Origin of the sequence: Listeria floridensis FSL S10-1187 (assembly GCF_000525875.1) — a bacterium.
Classification (GTDB): Bacteria; Bacillota; Bacilli; order Lactobacillales; family Listeriaceae; genus Listeria; species Listeria floridensis.
Window position 1 is genome coordinate 16,538 of sequence record NZ_AODF01000029.1, and the last position, 14,311, is coordinate 30,848.

Annotated in this window: 11 protein-coding genes and 3 pseudogenes; 10 read left to right on the forward strand and 4 right to left on the reverse strand. The window is 38.5% G+C overall.

Features of this window, described 5'->3' with window-relative positions; all coding sequences use genetic code 11:
- The first annotated feature begins 113 nt into the window (after nt 1-113).
- The 4 genes and pseudogenes from MFLO_RS17040 to MFLO_RS10995 all read left to right on the forward strand — a co-directional run bounded on the left by MFLO_RS17040 (nt 114) and on the right by MFLO_RS10995 (nt 5,390).
- Nucleotides 114-1,068, forward strand: a pseudogene (locus MFLO_RS17040) (magnesium transporter CorA family protein).
- A gap of 91 nt (nt 1,069-1,159) precedes the next feature.
- The gene (locus tag MFLO_RS10985; RefSeq protein ID WP_241433633.1) at nt 1,160-1,729 is read left to right on the forward strand and encodes a GntR family transcriptional regulator; all 570 of its coding nucleotides are present in this window, start codon (nt 1,160-1,162) and stop codon (nt 1,727-1,729) included.
- 13 nt (nt 1,730-1,742) lie between these two features.
- Nucleotides 1,743-4,430 carry a YhgE/Pip domain-containing protein gene (locus MFLO_RS10990; RefSeq protein WP_036098032.1) on the forward strand — a complete coding sequence of 896 codons (2,688 nt, stop codon included), beginning with the start codon at nt 1,743-1,745 and terminating at the stop codon, nt 4,428-4,430.
- 306 nt (nt 4,431-4,736) lie between these two features.
- Nucleotides 4,737-5,390, forward strand: a complete 654-nt coding sequence (locus MFLO_RS10995; RefSeq protein WP_036098033.1) for a GntR family transcriptional regulator — start codon at nt 4,737-4,739, stop codon at nt 5,388-5,390.
- Here MFLO_RS10995 and MFLO_RS15140 read toward each other — a convergent pair.
- Nucleotides 5,328-6,902: a DUF975 family protein gene (locus MFLO_RS15140; RefSeq protein ID WP_077913226.1), complete on the reverse strand. Its 1,575-nt coding sequence runs from the start codon at nt 6,900-6,902 to the stop codon at nt 5,328-5,330. The two genes, MFLO_RS10995 and MFLO_RS15140, sit on opposite strands and share 63 nt — an antisense overlap.
- Before the next feature lie 192 nt (nt 6,903-7,094).
- On the opposite strand from MFLO_RS15140, the gene MFLO_RS11005 reads away from it, so the two are divergent.
- The 3 genes and pseudogenes from MFLO_RS11005 to MFLO_RS11015 all read left to right on the forward strand — a co-directional run bounded on the left by MFLO_RS11005 (nt 7,095) and on the right by MFLO_RS11015 (nt 9,049).
- A complete protein-coding gene (locus tag MFLO_RS11005) occupies nt 7,095-7,298 on the forward strand; it encodes an Lmo0654 family protein (protein ID WP_036098034.1) in 204 nt (67 codons plus the stop codon).
- 87 nt (nt 7,299-7,385) lie between these two features.
- Nucleotides 7,386-8,116, forward strand: a pseudogene (locus tag MFLO_RS11010) (metallophosphoesterase).
- 30 nt (nt 8,117-8,146) lie between these two features.
- Complete coding sequence (locus MFLO_RS11015) at nt 8,147-9,049, forward strand: alpha/beta hydrolase (protein WP_036098036.1); 903 nt, start codon at nt 8,147-8,149, stop codon at nt 9,047-9,049.
- Between the two features lie 32 nt (nt 9,050-9,081).
- Here MFLO_RS11015 and MFLO_RS11020 read toward each other — a convergent pair.
- From MFLO_RS11020 to MFLO_RS11030, 3 genes and pseudogenes are all read right to left on the reverse strand, one after another.
- Nucleotides 9,082-9,646, reverse strand: a pseudogene (locus tag MFLO_RS11020) (DUF420 domain-containing protein).
- 129 nt (nt 9,647-9,775) lie between these two features.
- Nucleotides 9,776-10,597, reverse strand: a complete 822-nt coding sequence (gene pdxK / locus MFLO_RS11025) for a pyridoxine/pyridoxal/pyridoxamine kinase (protein WP_036098038.1) — start codon at nt 10,595-10,597, stop codon at nt 9,776-9,778.
- A gap of 25 nt (nt 10,598-10,622) precedes the next feature.
- Nucleotides 10,623-11,486 carry a Cof-type HAD-IIB family hydrolase gene (locus MFLO_RS11030; RefSeq protein ID WP_036098039.1) on the reverse strand — a complete coding sequence of 288 codons (864 nt, stop codon included), beginning with the start codon at nt 11,484-11,486 and terminating at the stop codon, nt 10,623-10,625.
- Between the two features lie 157 nt (nt 11,487-11,643).
- Here MFLO_RS11030 and MFLO_RS11035 point away from each other — a divergent pair, with 157 nt between their 5' ends.
- The 3 genes from MFLO_RS11035 to MFLO_RS11045 are packed head-to-tail and all read left to right on the forward strand — an operon-like array spanning nt 11,644 to nt 12,881.
- On the forward strand, nt 11,644-12,204 hold the full coding sequence (locus MFLO_RS11035) for a maltose acetyltransferase domain-containing protein (protein ID WP_036098040.1): 561 nt from the start codon (nt 11,644-11,646) through the stop codon (nt 12,202-12,204).
- 2 nt (nt 12,205-12,206) lie between these two features.
- Entirely contained in the window at nt 12,207-12,485 is a 279-nt protein-coding gene (locus MFLO_RS15720) for a YwdI family protein (protein ID WP_036098041.1), read from the forward strand.
- Nucleotides 12,486-12,503: 18 nt separating this feature from the next.
- Nucleotides 12,504-12,881 carry a DUF423 domain-containing protein gene (locus tag MFLO_RS11045; RefSeq protein ID WP_036098043.1) on the forward strand — a complete coding sequence of 126 codons (378 nt, stop codon included), beginning with the start codon at nt 12,504-12,506 and terminating at the stop codon, nt 12,879-12,881.
- Nucleotides 12,882-14,311 lie beyond the last annotated feature (1,430 nt).

The window sequence follows — 14,311 nt, forward strand, 5'->3', positions numbered from 1 at the left end:
TTTATTGTATAGATTTTGATATAATTTTTTGATGCAATTTAAAAGAAAGATTGCGACAAATCTTGGAAAACTTGCTAAGATAGAACTATATTTTATGAAGCGAGGGAAAATAAATGATTGAATTCTTCAAGACAAATGAACACTCCAAGATCAAGCAAATCAGTCATTTTGAAAAAAAGTGCTGGGTAAAAGTAACAGCTCCTTCCGAAAAAGAAATTCATCAGCTCGGAAGTGAATACGGAATTCCGCGTGATTACTTCCTTGATGCGCTAGATACAGAAGAGCGTTCGCGTATTGAGATGGAACGCGTTGAGGAGAATTTTAAGCATTCTCTTATCATTGTTGATTGCCCGTATGCTTCAAAAGATGAAATGGGCTATCCAATGTATGAAACGATGCCGATTGGAATCATTCTGACGCCAGAGGTCATTATCACTGTCTCACTCAAAAAAAGTTCCTGTTCTCGAAAGTATTACAACAGAAAAAATAGACGGTTATGACACTGAAGACCACACACGTTTTTTACTACAGATTCTATATGCTGTTTCCTATTTTTATTTACGTTATCTCAATGAAATCATTCAATCCATGAACAAGCTAGAAGTAAAAATTAAACAATCTATGAAAAATGAGGAATTGTACGCATTTATGGCTGTACAAAAAAGTCTGGTCTTTTTTGCAACGGCACTTCAATCCAATAAAACGATTCTCGATAAAATGGAAGATGTTGAACATTTTATGCAGGATAAGCGCAATCATGATTTGTTGCGAGACGTGACCATTGAAAACAGACAAGCGATTGCTATGACGGATACATACACACAAATTATTAGCGGAATGTCGGATATTTTTTCATCTGTGATTTCCAATAATTTAAACATGGTGATGAAGTTTTTAACCTCCTTTACCATTATATTGTCGCTTCCAACGATTATTGGCAGTATCTATGGGATGAACGTGAAGCTCCCTTTTGCAGAGTACGCACATGCTTTTTCATTGATCATGCTTTTTACACTTTTGATCACGCTTGTCGTTACGCTTATTTTTTGGAGGAAAAAATATTTTTAGGTTGAGAGGGGAAGCAAAGTGGAGAAAGAAACATACGAAAAACTGGCGTATATTACGATTAAGGAAAAAATTCTTAAGCGGAAAACTGCGCGTGGGGGATCATATCGCTGAATCTTCCATTGCGAACGAACTGAATATCTCTCGAACGCCTGTAAGAAGGGCAATTGCAAGATTAGAAGCCGAACAGCTTGTCGAAATTAAAGTCAATCGCGGAGCAACCGTTATCGAAAGTAGCATGTCACTTAATCACTTTATTTCACTGCTTGAAATGGTTGAGATGCTTACCATTCAAACAATTACTAAAATGGAAAATAAACGCTTGCCTTTTTATGATGCTCCATTTCGTGAAAAGTTGACACAACTTGTAGAATACAGCAATAAACGGCAAGACGAAAAATATGTGAAAGCGTTGTTTGATTACTTATTTGAATTTGTTCGTTTGATGCAAAATAGCTATGCGAATAGATGGATTCAAGTTATAGAAAGCGACTTTGATTTAAAAGCACAAAAAGAGATCAAGGTGCTGCCACTTCTTCTGGCAAATGAAACAAACCATGAACTTGGGGAAATTTTAACAGCCTTAACCGAATCCAACTATGAAGCAGCAAAAACGAAAGTGAAAGACATTATCAATAAATTTATCGTACAAACCTTTAGATAGGGAGGGGATTTCCATAAAGAAAATAAGCGAAATTTTTATTTTGGACTGGCGTCGCGTTTTTAAGGCGCCGCTTGCACTTTTGCTTGTCGTTGCCTTGGTTATTTTGCCTTCGCTTTATGCATGGTTTAACATAGAAGCGCTCTGGGACCCCTATTCAAATACAAAGGGAATTAAAGTCGCAGTTTCGATTGACGATCAGGGAGCTAACGTGACCGTTCCGGGGAAAAACGAGCACGTTAACATCGGCTCGGAGCTAAAAAAGAAGCTTGCTGAAAATAAAAAACTTGGGTGGACCTTTGTTTCAAATGAGGAAGCCCAAAAAGGCGTAAAAAGCGGAAAATATTATGCAGCGATTCATTTGCCAAAAGATTTCTCAAAAGATATGGTTTCTGTCGTAACAAATGATGCGAAGAAGCCGCAAATTGATTATTCCGTCAATGAAAAAATCAACGCGATTGCACCGAAAATGACAGATAGTGGCGCTTCGACAATCGTAAACCAAATTAGCGGCGAGTTTGTTGGGACAGTTAGTAAAGCTGTACTTACAGAGTTCAACAAAGCAGGTATTAATCTTGAAAATGAACTGCCAACACTACGTAAAGTGAAAACAAAGATTTTTGCGGTACAAGAAGCCATTCCTGAGATTAATAAAATGGGCGAAGCTGCACAAGAACTTGAAAAGAAAATGCCTGCGTTTAGGAAAAAAGCGAGCCAAGTTGAAGCATTCAGCGACCGAATTCCCGAAATCAATCAAGCTGCCTCGGAGCTTCTTAAAGTAGAAGCAGCGATTCCTAAACTAGATGAACTTGGAAATGAAATTCTTATTTTACAAACGAAAATTCCTGAAATCAAAAAAGTAGCTACTGGTGTGAAAGAAGTCCAGCAAAACTTTGGAACCGTCAAGAAAACTTTAAATGATGCCTTAAAGGAATCAAGTCAGGCACTCGGCATTTTAAATGCGGCTGAAGATGCTTTACCTGAGGTGAAAAAAATAGCCGCTGACGGTAGCAAATATGCAGATCAAGTCAGTCAGTTTGCCGACCAAGTGGATGCTTCCTTTGATACAGTTGCTCCTGCGATCAAAACGAATCTGACACTCGCCAAACAAATTGCAGATAATGTTCAGGCACTTACGAACGATTTGCTGAATGGGAATCTTTCACCAGATGAAGCTGTTCAGGTGTTAACTGATATTGAAAACGGGTTGACAGAGCTTGATGGGTTGCTTAATAAACAAATCAACTTGCTTTCTGACTTGAATGATACGCTACCAAATCATCCGCTTTCGGATCTAATCACGGAACTGAAAGGTTTTAGTTCGCTTATTGTGGAGCAAAAGGAAACTGCTGCACAATTGAAAAAAGACTTTGCGGCAGGGAAAGAACCGCAACAAGAGCTGCTCGAACGGCTGAATGCTGATTCCGCGAAAATTAGTTCGAGATTAAGCGGTGTATTAAACCGTTATGACAGCAAAATTGTGCCAGCCATTCAATCAGGCCTTGCAGAAATTAAAGCTGACTCGACGAAATCAGGCAATTTACTCAAAACAGCTCAATCTAAGCTGCCGGAAATCGGTGACATCTTGAGTAACTCCAAACAAACTTTACAAACCGCCACATCTTACTTAAAAGCATTTATGGCGCGTCTTCCAGAAATCGAACAAGGCCTAAACGAAGCGGCTGAGGCGATCGACACGAAGCTTGCCGAAGTAATTACTGGGATTAATCAAGCTGCTGCTTTTTACAAAAATGATTTCCCTGCGATTAAAGCAAAACTTCATCAAGCCGGCAATTTCATCAGGAATGATCTCCCAGGTCTTGAAACGGAACTTCGGAATGCTTCAAAATTAATTGCGGAAAAAATGCCAGAGTTTGAGAAGGCAGTCACAACTGCGGCTGATTTATCGCGTAACGAACTGCCTGCTTTTGAAAAAGCGATTAATCAAGCTACTAATAAAATTACAGATTTTGATAAGCAATATAATTTGAAGGATATTATTGCCTTTTTGCGCAACGATGCAGATAAGGATAGCGCATTTATTGCCAATCCGATTCAATTAAAGCAAACCGAGTACTATAAAATTCCAAATTACGGTTCGGCATCATCTCCTTTTTATACGGCTCTTTGTCTTTGGGTCGGAGCCCTTTTAGTCATTTCGTTGCTTCGTGTGGATGTGGACGTTCCAGGCGGGCTATTTACTCATATTCACCGCTATTTTGGTAGGCTCTTAACGTTCTTATCAATTGGTCTGATGCAGGCACTTACGGTAACACTCGGCAATATTTTCCTTCTAGATGTTTACATTAAGGAGCCGGTTTGGCATGTGCTGTTCAGTTTGTTTATCAGTCTTGTCTTCATGACAATAGTTTATACGCTCGTATCGCTTTTCAATAATGTCGGAAAAGGTATTGCAATTATTATGCTTGTTTTACAAATTTCCGGTGCTGGAGGGAACTTCCCAATTCAAGTTTCCCCGCCGTTTTTCCAAGCGATTTATCCATTCTTACCATTCACATACGCCGTGAACTTGATTCGTGAAAGTGTCGGCGGGTTGTATTTACCAAGCGTATATCTCGACCTCGGCGTGTTGCTTGGATTTGCGGTAGTATTCATTTTGATCGGTACTTTGCTTAAGAAACCGCTAGACAAAATTGTTCCTAAACTTTCCGCAAAAGCGAAAAAAAGCAAATTAATTCACTGATAGTTCAAAAGAACCATTTTTATGTATACAAAATAAAAAGAAATGTAAAATAGTAAAAGAAAAGCACATTTCAAGAGTTATTGTTGAAAAGTTGGCAAGAAAAGGTTTTTAATGTAATTTTTTTATTTCAGGAAAGGTGATAACCTGCACTCAAAATGTGTATTTATTGCCTTTCCTTTATTTTTTATTCATTTTATCGCTTTTTTTTATATAGGGAAGATGACACATAACGAAAAATCAGCTTTGTTTCATGGATTGTATATGATATAATATGAGAAAGTTCACCAATTGAAGGAGCGTTAAAAATTGAAAAGTAAACGAGATTATAAAACCCTCGATAAGGTTGTTTATTACAGTGTCATTGAAAAAATCAAAAATGGTGAATTGAAACCTAATGAGCATCTAACTGAAGAAAGACTTTCAAAAGAACTTGGGGTAAGTCGTTCACCGATTCGAAAAGCAATTACTGCACTTGTTGCAGAAGGTGTCTTAGATTACAGAACTTACAGCGGTGTTGTTGTCAAAGACACATTGGTTGATTCTACACGCTATGTGCAGTTACTTGAAGTTATCGAATTATTTGTAAAAGCCGCACTTGAAAAACTAGAACAGTCGGAAGAAGAAATTAACATTGAGGAATTTGAAAAGTGTATACAATCTATGGACCGTGCGTCCTACCTTCGTGACCTTGATGAATACATTTTCAACGAACATCAATTTTTCTTACGTCTAATCAACTATTCTGGAAATCCTTACTACAAGGAAATGACCAAAAAAGTATTCTTTAATATCAACTATTTTTCTGCAGATCCAATCAACCAATACTCAGAAGAAATGCGCGAACGTAACATTAAGCAATTGACTCATGTTGTAGAATTGCTTAAAGATCGCCGTTATTCAGAAGCAAGCGATGAAATCAAAGCGCTGTTGCTCAACTACGGAGCGAATGCATTTCGTTAAACTAAGCAAAATAGTGAAACACAATTGATAAATCAAAAAACAGGAATCAGCGAGCCCCCTTTTACGGGATGAAACTGATTCCTGTTTTTTTATTGTTGTTGCGTCTTTTTTTTCGTAAAGTGAAAAGCCGTTGCGAACTCCTTTTAAGCTGAACCCAGCCGATTGATATAAATCATTTAAAACTTGAACGCGTTTCATTATATCTAATCGAAGAAGCGGGACTTCAGCGTCTGATGTTACCTGCTCAGCAAACTGGAGCATGGCGTGGCTAAGGTTTTGCCCACTGAATTTGCGGGCAACGACCAAACGATGCAAGTAGTAAGCAGGTTCAGCCGCACTTTCCTGCCAAAGGTTGGTATCCCAATCGCTAGGTGCTTGCTGTAAGATCATCGTGCCAGCTATTTCGCCATCTTTTGAAACATGGTAAACTTCGCAGTCATGAATCTTTGCAGCCAGTCCGTGGACATCGTTTCCGCTGAGTAAGGCATTCCATTGCAGGGAACCTTGTTCTTTCAGCCACTTTGCCGTATTGATCATCAGATCTGAGAGTTCCTCTGTATCTTCGGGTTTTGCGAGACGAATATCAAAACTGCTTTCGCCTGCAAAAATCTTACTTGGGATCATTGGGAGATTCACTTTCTTTAGGCTCCTGAGGCCAAAGCCTTCTGGGTGTTTTGTTTCCTCAAATGGTTCTTCCGGAATGCTGTATTCTGTTTCAGTGCCGTAAGGATCGGCAGCAACATCTGAATTTGTGTCTACAAACGAGCCATCTTCAAATGAAGTGTTTCGACTGTAAAGGTCATCATGGAATACCGCATAGGCCACATTCATGTAAGGGTAAATGAAGATGGAAATGATGATCGCAGCAGCAATCCCAGCAAGTAGAACAACGCTGCCTCCAAGGAAAGCCCCAAGAGTGAGGACAGAAACATCTAGAGTTCCGCTATAATTTGAAAGCTCATTTGTGATAGCCCCCATGCCCATAACAGCACCGCCAATCATAAAGATGGCAATTGGGATGAGATACCAGAGTAAAAAGGTTAATGAAAGTCCAAATAGGCGTCCTTTATGACCATTCATCATATGACGGCTTTCAGTGATTGCATCTAATGCTGAGATATTCGGGTTGTTGCGCAAAATGTAAAATGTTTGGGAATAAGAATACATTTTAATGATGCCGGGAATTATAAATAATAGTGCCCATAAAAAAGTAAACAGTGTAACGAGGATATAAGCTAAAAGTGTCCGACCAAAATCATTGAAACCGCTGAACATGTAGCCAACATCCGGATCCTCGCGTCTGTTTAGTGCTAAGTAAAACCAACTTACTCCAACGGTAAGCGGTCCAACAAATAGGAAGCTCGCTAACCAACCGATAACTGGAATGAAACCGAGAATCGAACTTCCAGCTGTAATGATTAAATAACTAAGCAAGAAAACCCCAATCGCAATGCCCCATTTGCCGCTTAGTATTTCGCGTGCTTCGCGTCTTATTTCTGAGATAGATAACATATTAAATTTCTCCTTCCTGTGAAAACTTAGTTTTAAACCTGTTTTTAAAATAGCATACTTCACTGACTAAATACAGTGAAAGCTTGTAAAATGGCGAAAAGCAAGCAAAGATTAAAATTTTGGTTGATTAGGATTGCCTTTGTATTTTTTGGGGAAAAGGAACAAAGAATTTCCAAAATGGAGGTGTAAATCATGAATACTGAAAAACGACAAGAGTTAGAAGATCGATTGATTGAACTGCGTCATGAGTATCAAGATCTTGCGGCAGATTCAAGGGATTTTGAAGATCCGATGCTACAAAATGGTCCAATGTCTTCTTCAGAGATGCGACTTTCGAGTATACGAAGAGAAATTAAAGAAATCGAAGAACAATTAAGGAAAGATCCTGTTGAATAAAAGCGTATAAAAAGGGGGAAGTAAAAACGTCCGAGTACGATTTTGGGCGTTTTTATTCCATTTGACTAATTGGGGTGAAACATAAAGATGAAGCCGATTTTTGCAGTTGGAGATGTACATGGTGAGATTGAACTCCTAAAAAAAAATTTTAAAAAAACTGGGATAGGGAACAGGAACAACTTTTGTTTCTTGGCGATTTAATTGATCGCGGAGAAAATCCCGGTGCTGTTGTCAGACTTGTTAAAGAATTATATGATGAAGCTGATGTGATTGTATTAAAGGGAAACCACGAGGCAATGCTTTTGGACTGGTTAAAAAATCCAAATGAAAAAATGAAGTATTATATGAGCCAAGGCGGGATGGAAACGATTCAATCACTCTTGATTGAAAATGTGAGTGAGGATAAGTCACCAGAAGAACTAGCGCGAAAAGTGATGGAAGAGTCGGGAGATCTTGTAGCTTTTCTAGATTCGCGACCGCTCTATCATGAAGTGAATCAATATGTGTTTGTTCATGCCGGGGTCGATCTTACACTTAAAGACTGGCATGATACTGCTCCAAAAGAGTTTTACTGGATTCGCGAACCGTTTTTATTTGGTGAAAATCATACGGGAAAAGTTTTTATTTTTGGGCATACGCCCGTTCAGAACTTACATAATCATGACTCAAGCCGCATTTGGGTATCAGTTGATGAGACGAGGATGGATATTGACGGAGGAGCAGTTTTTGGCGGGAGTTTAAATGCGGTCGTCGTCGAGGAGACGGCTGTCACGAAGATTTTTATGGTCTCAAAAGATGACCTATATCACTGCGACTAGCGTCAGTCGATTTGCAAAGGAAGTGTTAATGTGCGGAAAGTAAAATTTTTTGGTTTTCTTGCCGTCATATTCGTAGTGATCTTAGCGGCCATATACGGCGGTTACTGGAAAGAACGGCAGGAGGAAAGGACAGATGTGCGGGGAAAAATTATTCCAACGGTTTTCGTACACGGTTATAAAGGGACAACAAATTCGTTTGGGCATATGCTGAATCGATTTGGATATGATGGGCATAACCTTATCGCGATGCGAATTTTGGTGGCATCAAATGGGAAACTTCATGTCAGCGGCGGCTTGGATAATTACGAAACAAACGGGAATTCAGCAGTACAGATTCTATTTGAAGACAATCGTGCCAGTCTCTCGCGTCAAACGGTTTGGCTTGAAAAAGCGATGCGTTATCTCAGGGAAAGCGAACAAGTGAAAACCATAAATTTTGTTGGGCATTCAATGGGCGGCTTGGCGATTTTGAGCTATTTGGAAAATATCCCAATTGATGCAACTTATCCGGTTCCACAAAAATTTATTGCTATCGCGACACCGTTTCAAGGAATAAACAAAGCAGATTATTTCAAGTTGCAGAAAGACCCAGCCGCGCATGATTTAAAAACCGGATCAGATGCACTTAAGCAGCTGGTGAAACAAAAAGAAAGTATCCCGAAAAACATCCAAGTTCTTGTGATTGCTGGTGACCGATCCGAGAGCGGATCAGATGGTCTTGTAGAAGTCAGCAGTGTTTTTTTCGCAAAACACTTTTTCCCGCAAGGAAGCTATCAAGAGCGGGTCGTGGCAGGTCCAAATATTACGCACAGCGGTCTGCATGAGAATGCAGAAGTAGATACGCTGGTTAGTCAGTTTTTATGGAATTTACCGGACGGGATAGAAAGCAGGAATGATGCTAATCTAGAAACGATGCCAAATGAAGAAAAATAAAAACATGGGAAGCTCGCTTCCCATGTTTTTGCTTAATAATAAGGTGCCATGAATAGATAAACGAGAACGCCGGTTAGGCTGACATAAAGCCAAATTGGCATAGTCCAGCGTACGATTTTTTTTGTGCTTTTCGACTTGCATTGTCCAGCCCCAAACAAGAGCGAATAATGCAAGCGGTACTACGACAGCAGCGAGGAAGCTGTGTGTTGTCAAAATGAAAAAGTAAATCGGACGGATAATTCCTGTTCCGCCGAAAGTGTTTGTCCCAGTTGAAAGGAAATGAAACGTTAAGTAAGATACAAGGAAGAACAATGTCGATGTAAATGCTGCCAAGATGAAGCCACGGTGCATTTTTACGTTCTTTTTCACAATGATCGCCCAAAGCGCAATCAATAGAAAGACAAATGTGAAACTATTAAAAATAGCATTCATTCGTGGAAAAATGGTGAGATCAAAACTTACGGTGCCTTGATAGCCAATCGGTGAGAAGAAGAGTAACAGAATGATGATCACTGCAACCGCTGAAAAAATCATGATCGGCCAAAAATAGTTTTTTTCAGTTGTTGGTTTTGAGTAACTTCCTTTATTTTGCTCCATATTTATGTAAATCCCCCTTATTCTAAGTTCTTCTTCATTATACATGAAATAAAGCAATGGGAGAAATAAAAAAAAGACAAATTCAACAAAAAATGCTGAACTTGTCTTTTTAGATTAATTTTTTAGAACTTATTTAATTCGATCTTCGGCATGGTTGTACGCGCCGTGCCAAACTGGGCCAATAAATTGGTTAAGTGCGAAACCGTTTTGAATGGCAGCTGTTACGAAATCTTTCGCTTTTTGAACTGCATCCGGAACACTCATTCCTTTTGCAAGACCGGCAGTAATTGCAGCGGCAAATGTGCATCCAGCGCCGTGGTTATAGTTTGTATCAATCTTTTCTACCTCATAAATGGTAAATGCTTTTCCGTCGTACATTAAATCAATGGCTTTATCGCTTTCAAGCGCTTTTCCGCCTTTAATGACAACATATTGAACGCCAAGTTCATGAATTTTTTCAGCTGCCTTTTTCATGTCATCGACTGTTTTTAATTTTCCAAGTCCGGAAAGCTGTCCTGCTTCAAAAAGGTTTGGTGTTGTGACAGTCGCAACTGGAAGAAGAAGGTCACGAATTGCTTCAGCATTTTCCGGTTGAATGAGTTCATCTTCGCCTTTACATACCATAACCGGATCAATTACAACATTTTTTAAGCCGTGTTTGTCGATCGCTTCGCGCGTTGCTTTAATAATCTCAACCGAACCGAGCATTCCTGTTTTCATTGCATCGACTGGTCCTCCTGAAAGAATTGTTTTCAGCTGTTCGCGTACAAGACCGGCATCAATTGGAGTTACTCCGTGGGACCAATTGTTATCCGGATCCATTGTCACAATTGTTGTTAGGGCGCTGAAACCGAATGTACCATATTCTTCAAACGTTTTCAGATCTGCTTGTAGACCAGCTCCGCCGCTTGAATCAGATCCTGCTATCGTTAATGTTTTTTTAATTGTCATTCAAAATCCCTCCAAAATTTAAGTTTCAATTTGTTTTGAGCATTTCATATATTGCTTTGGCTACGCCATTTTCATCATTCGTGGTTGTTGTGAATTTCGCAAGCTTTTTGACAGCAGTTTCAGCATTGCCCATTGCGACACTGTATCCTGCCATTTTCAGCATAGAAATATCATTCATATTATCGCCGATTGCAAAGGTTTCTGCAAGTGAAATTCCTTGCTTTTCGACGTAATATTGTAATGAAATTCCTTTTTGCGCAGCGCGATGTGTGATTTCGATATTATCTGAGAAAGAAGATGTAACAGAAAGCTCATTGGATGCGTTTAATGTTTTTTGAGCTTCTTTCAGAACATCAGAATCGGCGGAAAATGAAATAAACTTTAAAACTTGCATTTCGTCATTGGAGAAAATGCGTTCAGGATCATTTATTTCATGAATATTTTTCGCTTCAAAACGTTCTTCGACATGTTCTGTAATTGTGTCTAAGTTTCGATCAGGGTGGAGCTTTTGAAACATTTGGATCATAAAGGCTTTTCCTTTAGCACGGTTGGTTGAAATCGGACCAATATCAGTAAAGACTTCTGTATACATGCCAAGATCTGTTAAGACCTGAAAAGTTTTTCGGGCAAGATCTTTATCAATAACATGTTGTAGCAAAACGTTTCCGTGCTCGTCACGAATTTCAGCTCCGTTCATGCAAATCGCGGGTGCAAATAAACCGGCTTTATGAATCAAACTCATGGCATCATCGTACATTCTTCCTGTGCACAGCACAAAATGAATGCCTTTTTCACGTGCAGATTCAATTGCTTTCACGTTTTCTTCCGTGACATAGATATCGGAATTTAACAGTGTTCCATCCATGTCAGAAGCAATAACTTTAATCATAAATAAAACTCCTCCTGTGTTTTCCTTGATTCACTTAATAAGCATAGCATTTTTGGGAAAAATTTGCAGGTTTTCAGTACGAGGAATAGAGGGCTTTTGCTTCGCTTTCTAAAATTCGCTATAATAGAGAAAGCAATGTGAAATGGGGTGTTCGAGGGTGAAAAAAGAAGTTGATAAGATGCTCGCCGGGGAGATGTATGACCCTTCTGATCATGAGCTTGCGCACGGAAGGTCAAGGGCACGAAAACTAATGCGAGAAATCAATGAAGCAATGGACCGAAATACACGGTCAGAGTTGCTGAAACGCTTATTCGGTAAAACGGGGGAGTCGGTTTATGCGGAACCGAATGTCCGTGTTGATTACGGGTCGAATATTTACTTAGGTGAAAATTTCTATGCGAATTTTGATTGTGTTATTTTAGATGTATGTGAAGTTCACATTGGGGATAATTGCATGCTCGCACCGGGTGTACATATTTATACAGCTACACACCCACTTAATGCAGCTGAGCGAAACAGTGGACTCGAATTCGGAAAACCGGTTTCAATAGGCGACAATGCTTGGATTGGCGGTCGAGCCATCATTAATCCAGGTGTCACCCTTGGCGACAATGTAGTGGTTGCTTCTGGTGCTGTTGTGACAAAAAGTTTTGGGGATAATGTCGTAATTGGCGGAAATCCTGCCAGAGTAATTAAACAAATCGATGGGAGCAAGTAATAGTGGGGACTTATGAACAAAAAATATTTGCGAAAATGGAGCAGGAAGTGTTGCTTGCGAAACAGTCGGACGATCGTTTTGAACGAAAGCTCCATCTAAACACCGTCAAAGTTTTAGCAGAGCTTCTCTTGGAAGAAACAATTGAAAAAACCCCCAAGCTTTCTGAAGAAAAAATTTGGCAGGAAATGACGGGAGAAAAATCTACTCAAGAAATGCCACAAAACACTGGAAAAATCGATTTTGAGGATGGCGCAAACGGAAAATCGTTATTTGATTTTTAATAAAAAGGAGCGAAAAACATGAAAAAAGCACTCATCACAGGTGGGATATTTGCAATGCTTTCGGTTGCAATCGGAGCATTTGGAGCCCACGCATTAAAAGACATTCTTGGCTCAAACGCCTCCACATGGGAAACAGGAGTACAATATCAAATGTTTCATTCGATTGGTATCCTTATCTGCGGTTTATTATTAATGAAAGAAAATAGTCATTTATACGGAGCAGCTGCTGTGTTATTTTCACTCGGTATTGTGCTGTTTTCCGGAAGTTTATATGTATTAAGTATTACAAAAATTTCGATTCTCGGCATGCTCACACCGTTTGGCGGATTTGCATTCATTGCTGGATGGCTTTGCTTAATTATTGGGGCAGCACGACAAAACTCTTTTTTTAGATGATGTTAAAAAGTGTAATTTTATTTACATATATATAATATTATTTAATTTTTGTTAATATTATTGTGATGTAAATTAAGATTTATTTCTTTGAGTTGGGGTAAATATAAGTTAAGCAACGATGGCTCATTTTTTTTTCTCCCTTTTTAGCAATGAGCCATCGTCTTACCTTAAACTCCCTTTTTGTTGGCGTTATTCGCTTGTTTAAGCGAATAACGCCTTTTTTGTATTGCATAGAAATAAATAAGAGAAATTCTGTAAATTAAGATTTCTAATAGTAAATTATGATTCTTTCTAAAATCACCAGTATTTCTTCTTATAATAAAACGTCTGCTGAAAAAGGTTTAAACTAGCAAAACAAATTATTAAAGGTGATCAAGATGTTTGATAGGCGAATCCAAGAAAAGGTTAAACAAACCATCCCATTTTTACAGGATAAAGGAACGGAAATTACGTCTATTTTCTAGTAAAATATGTTTGCAGCACATCCGAAGGTACTAGCCAACACGGTTTTAGTTGCGGGGGAGTAACATTGATGATTTGTCAGTACTTGCTTAGAAGGTCATCCGAATTGGTCATTAACATTAGGCGCTTCAAGTGAAACCAGACATTATCCGATTGCCAGCTATCATTTGCTAGAGGCGATTAAGGTTGTACTTGGCGATGGGGCAATGGATGAGATTATGGATGTCTGGGGAAAGACTTATCAAGAAATCGCACAAATCTTTATGGATGCTGAAACTGACATAAAAAAAGAAAAAGAGGAGCATTCTTTTTTTTAAAAAATCAAAGGAGTTCTTTTTTTAAAAAAAATCAAAGTGTGATTCTTGCTTTTTTATTCGTGCTAATAAATTTATTTATTACCTTTCTGAGTAATAAATTCCAGACATTCATTTATCTGAATTTTAGGATATTTATTTGTTGGAAAATATGATTCCAATACATAAAAAGTAAATTAATTTGCTAGTTTAAAAATGGGAAATCAGATATATTTATCAAAATTTTCATTTTATATAACTAAAGTACTAGTCTCCTTTTAGATGTCTAAAGGCAGTAGAAACAATACAAAACAAAAAAAATTTTTCACAAAACTGTCATTCTTTCCTAAAGATCAATAGCCTAAAGACCCTTATTTTTAGAATTTTAAATGCTAGACTTTAATTAAGAGAAGGAGGGGAGTTAGCCAAACCGGAAATAATATTTTAATTTGAAAAGGAGTAGAAAAAAGAATATGACAAAAAAGAAGCAATTTATTAAAAAAAACTGCCGTGGCACTTTTAGCGGCAAATGTTTTAGCAACACCAATTATGACCTATATTGCACCACAACAAGGTGCAGAAGCGGCAGATTATGCTTATGTAACTGTAAATTCAAATAACACACTTGGAGCGGGTCAAACATCGATTAGTGGAACAACTTCTGCTAATGGACGT

Excerpts from the sequence above, each read along its gene's own strand:
- MFLO_RS11005 (WP_036098034.1), top strand. The coding sequence starts at position 7,095 with ATGAATACTGAAAAACGACAAGAGTTAGAAGATCGATTGATTGAACTG.
- pdxK (WP_036098038.1), bottom strand. The coding sequence starts at position 10,597 with ATGACAATTAAAAAAACATTAACGATAGCAGGATCTGATTCAAGCGGC.
- MFLO_RS11030 (WP_036098039.1), bottom strand. The coding sequence starts at position 11,486 with ATGATTAAAGTTATTGCTTCTGACATGGATGGAACACTGTTAAATTCC.
- MFLO_RS15140 (WP_077913226.1), bottom strand. The coding sequence starts at position 6,902 with ATGTTATCTATCTCAGAAATAAGACGCGAAGCACGCGAAATACTAAGC.
- MFLO_RS11045 (WP_036098043.1), top strand. The coding sequence starts at position 12,504 with ATGAAAAAAGCACTCATCACAGGTGGGATATTTGCAATGCTTTCGGTT.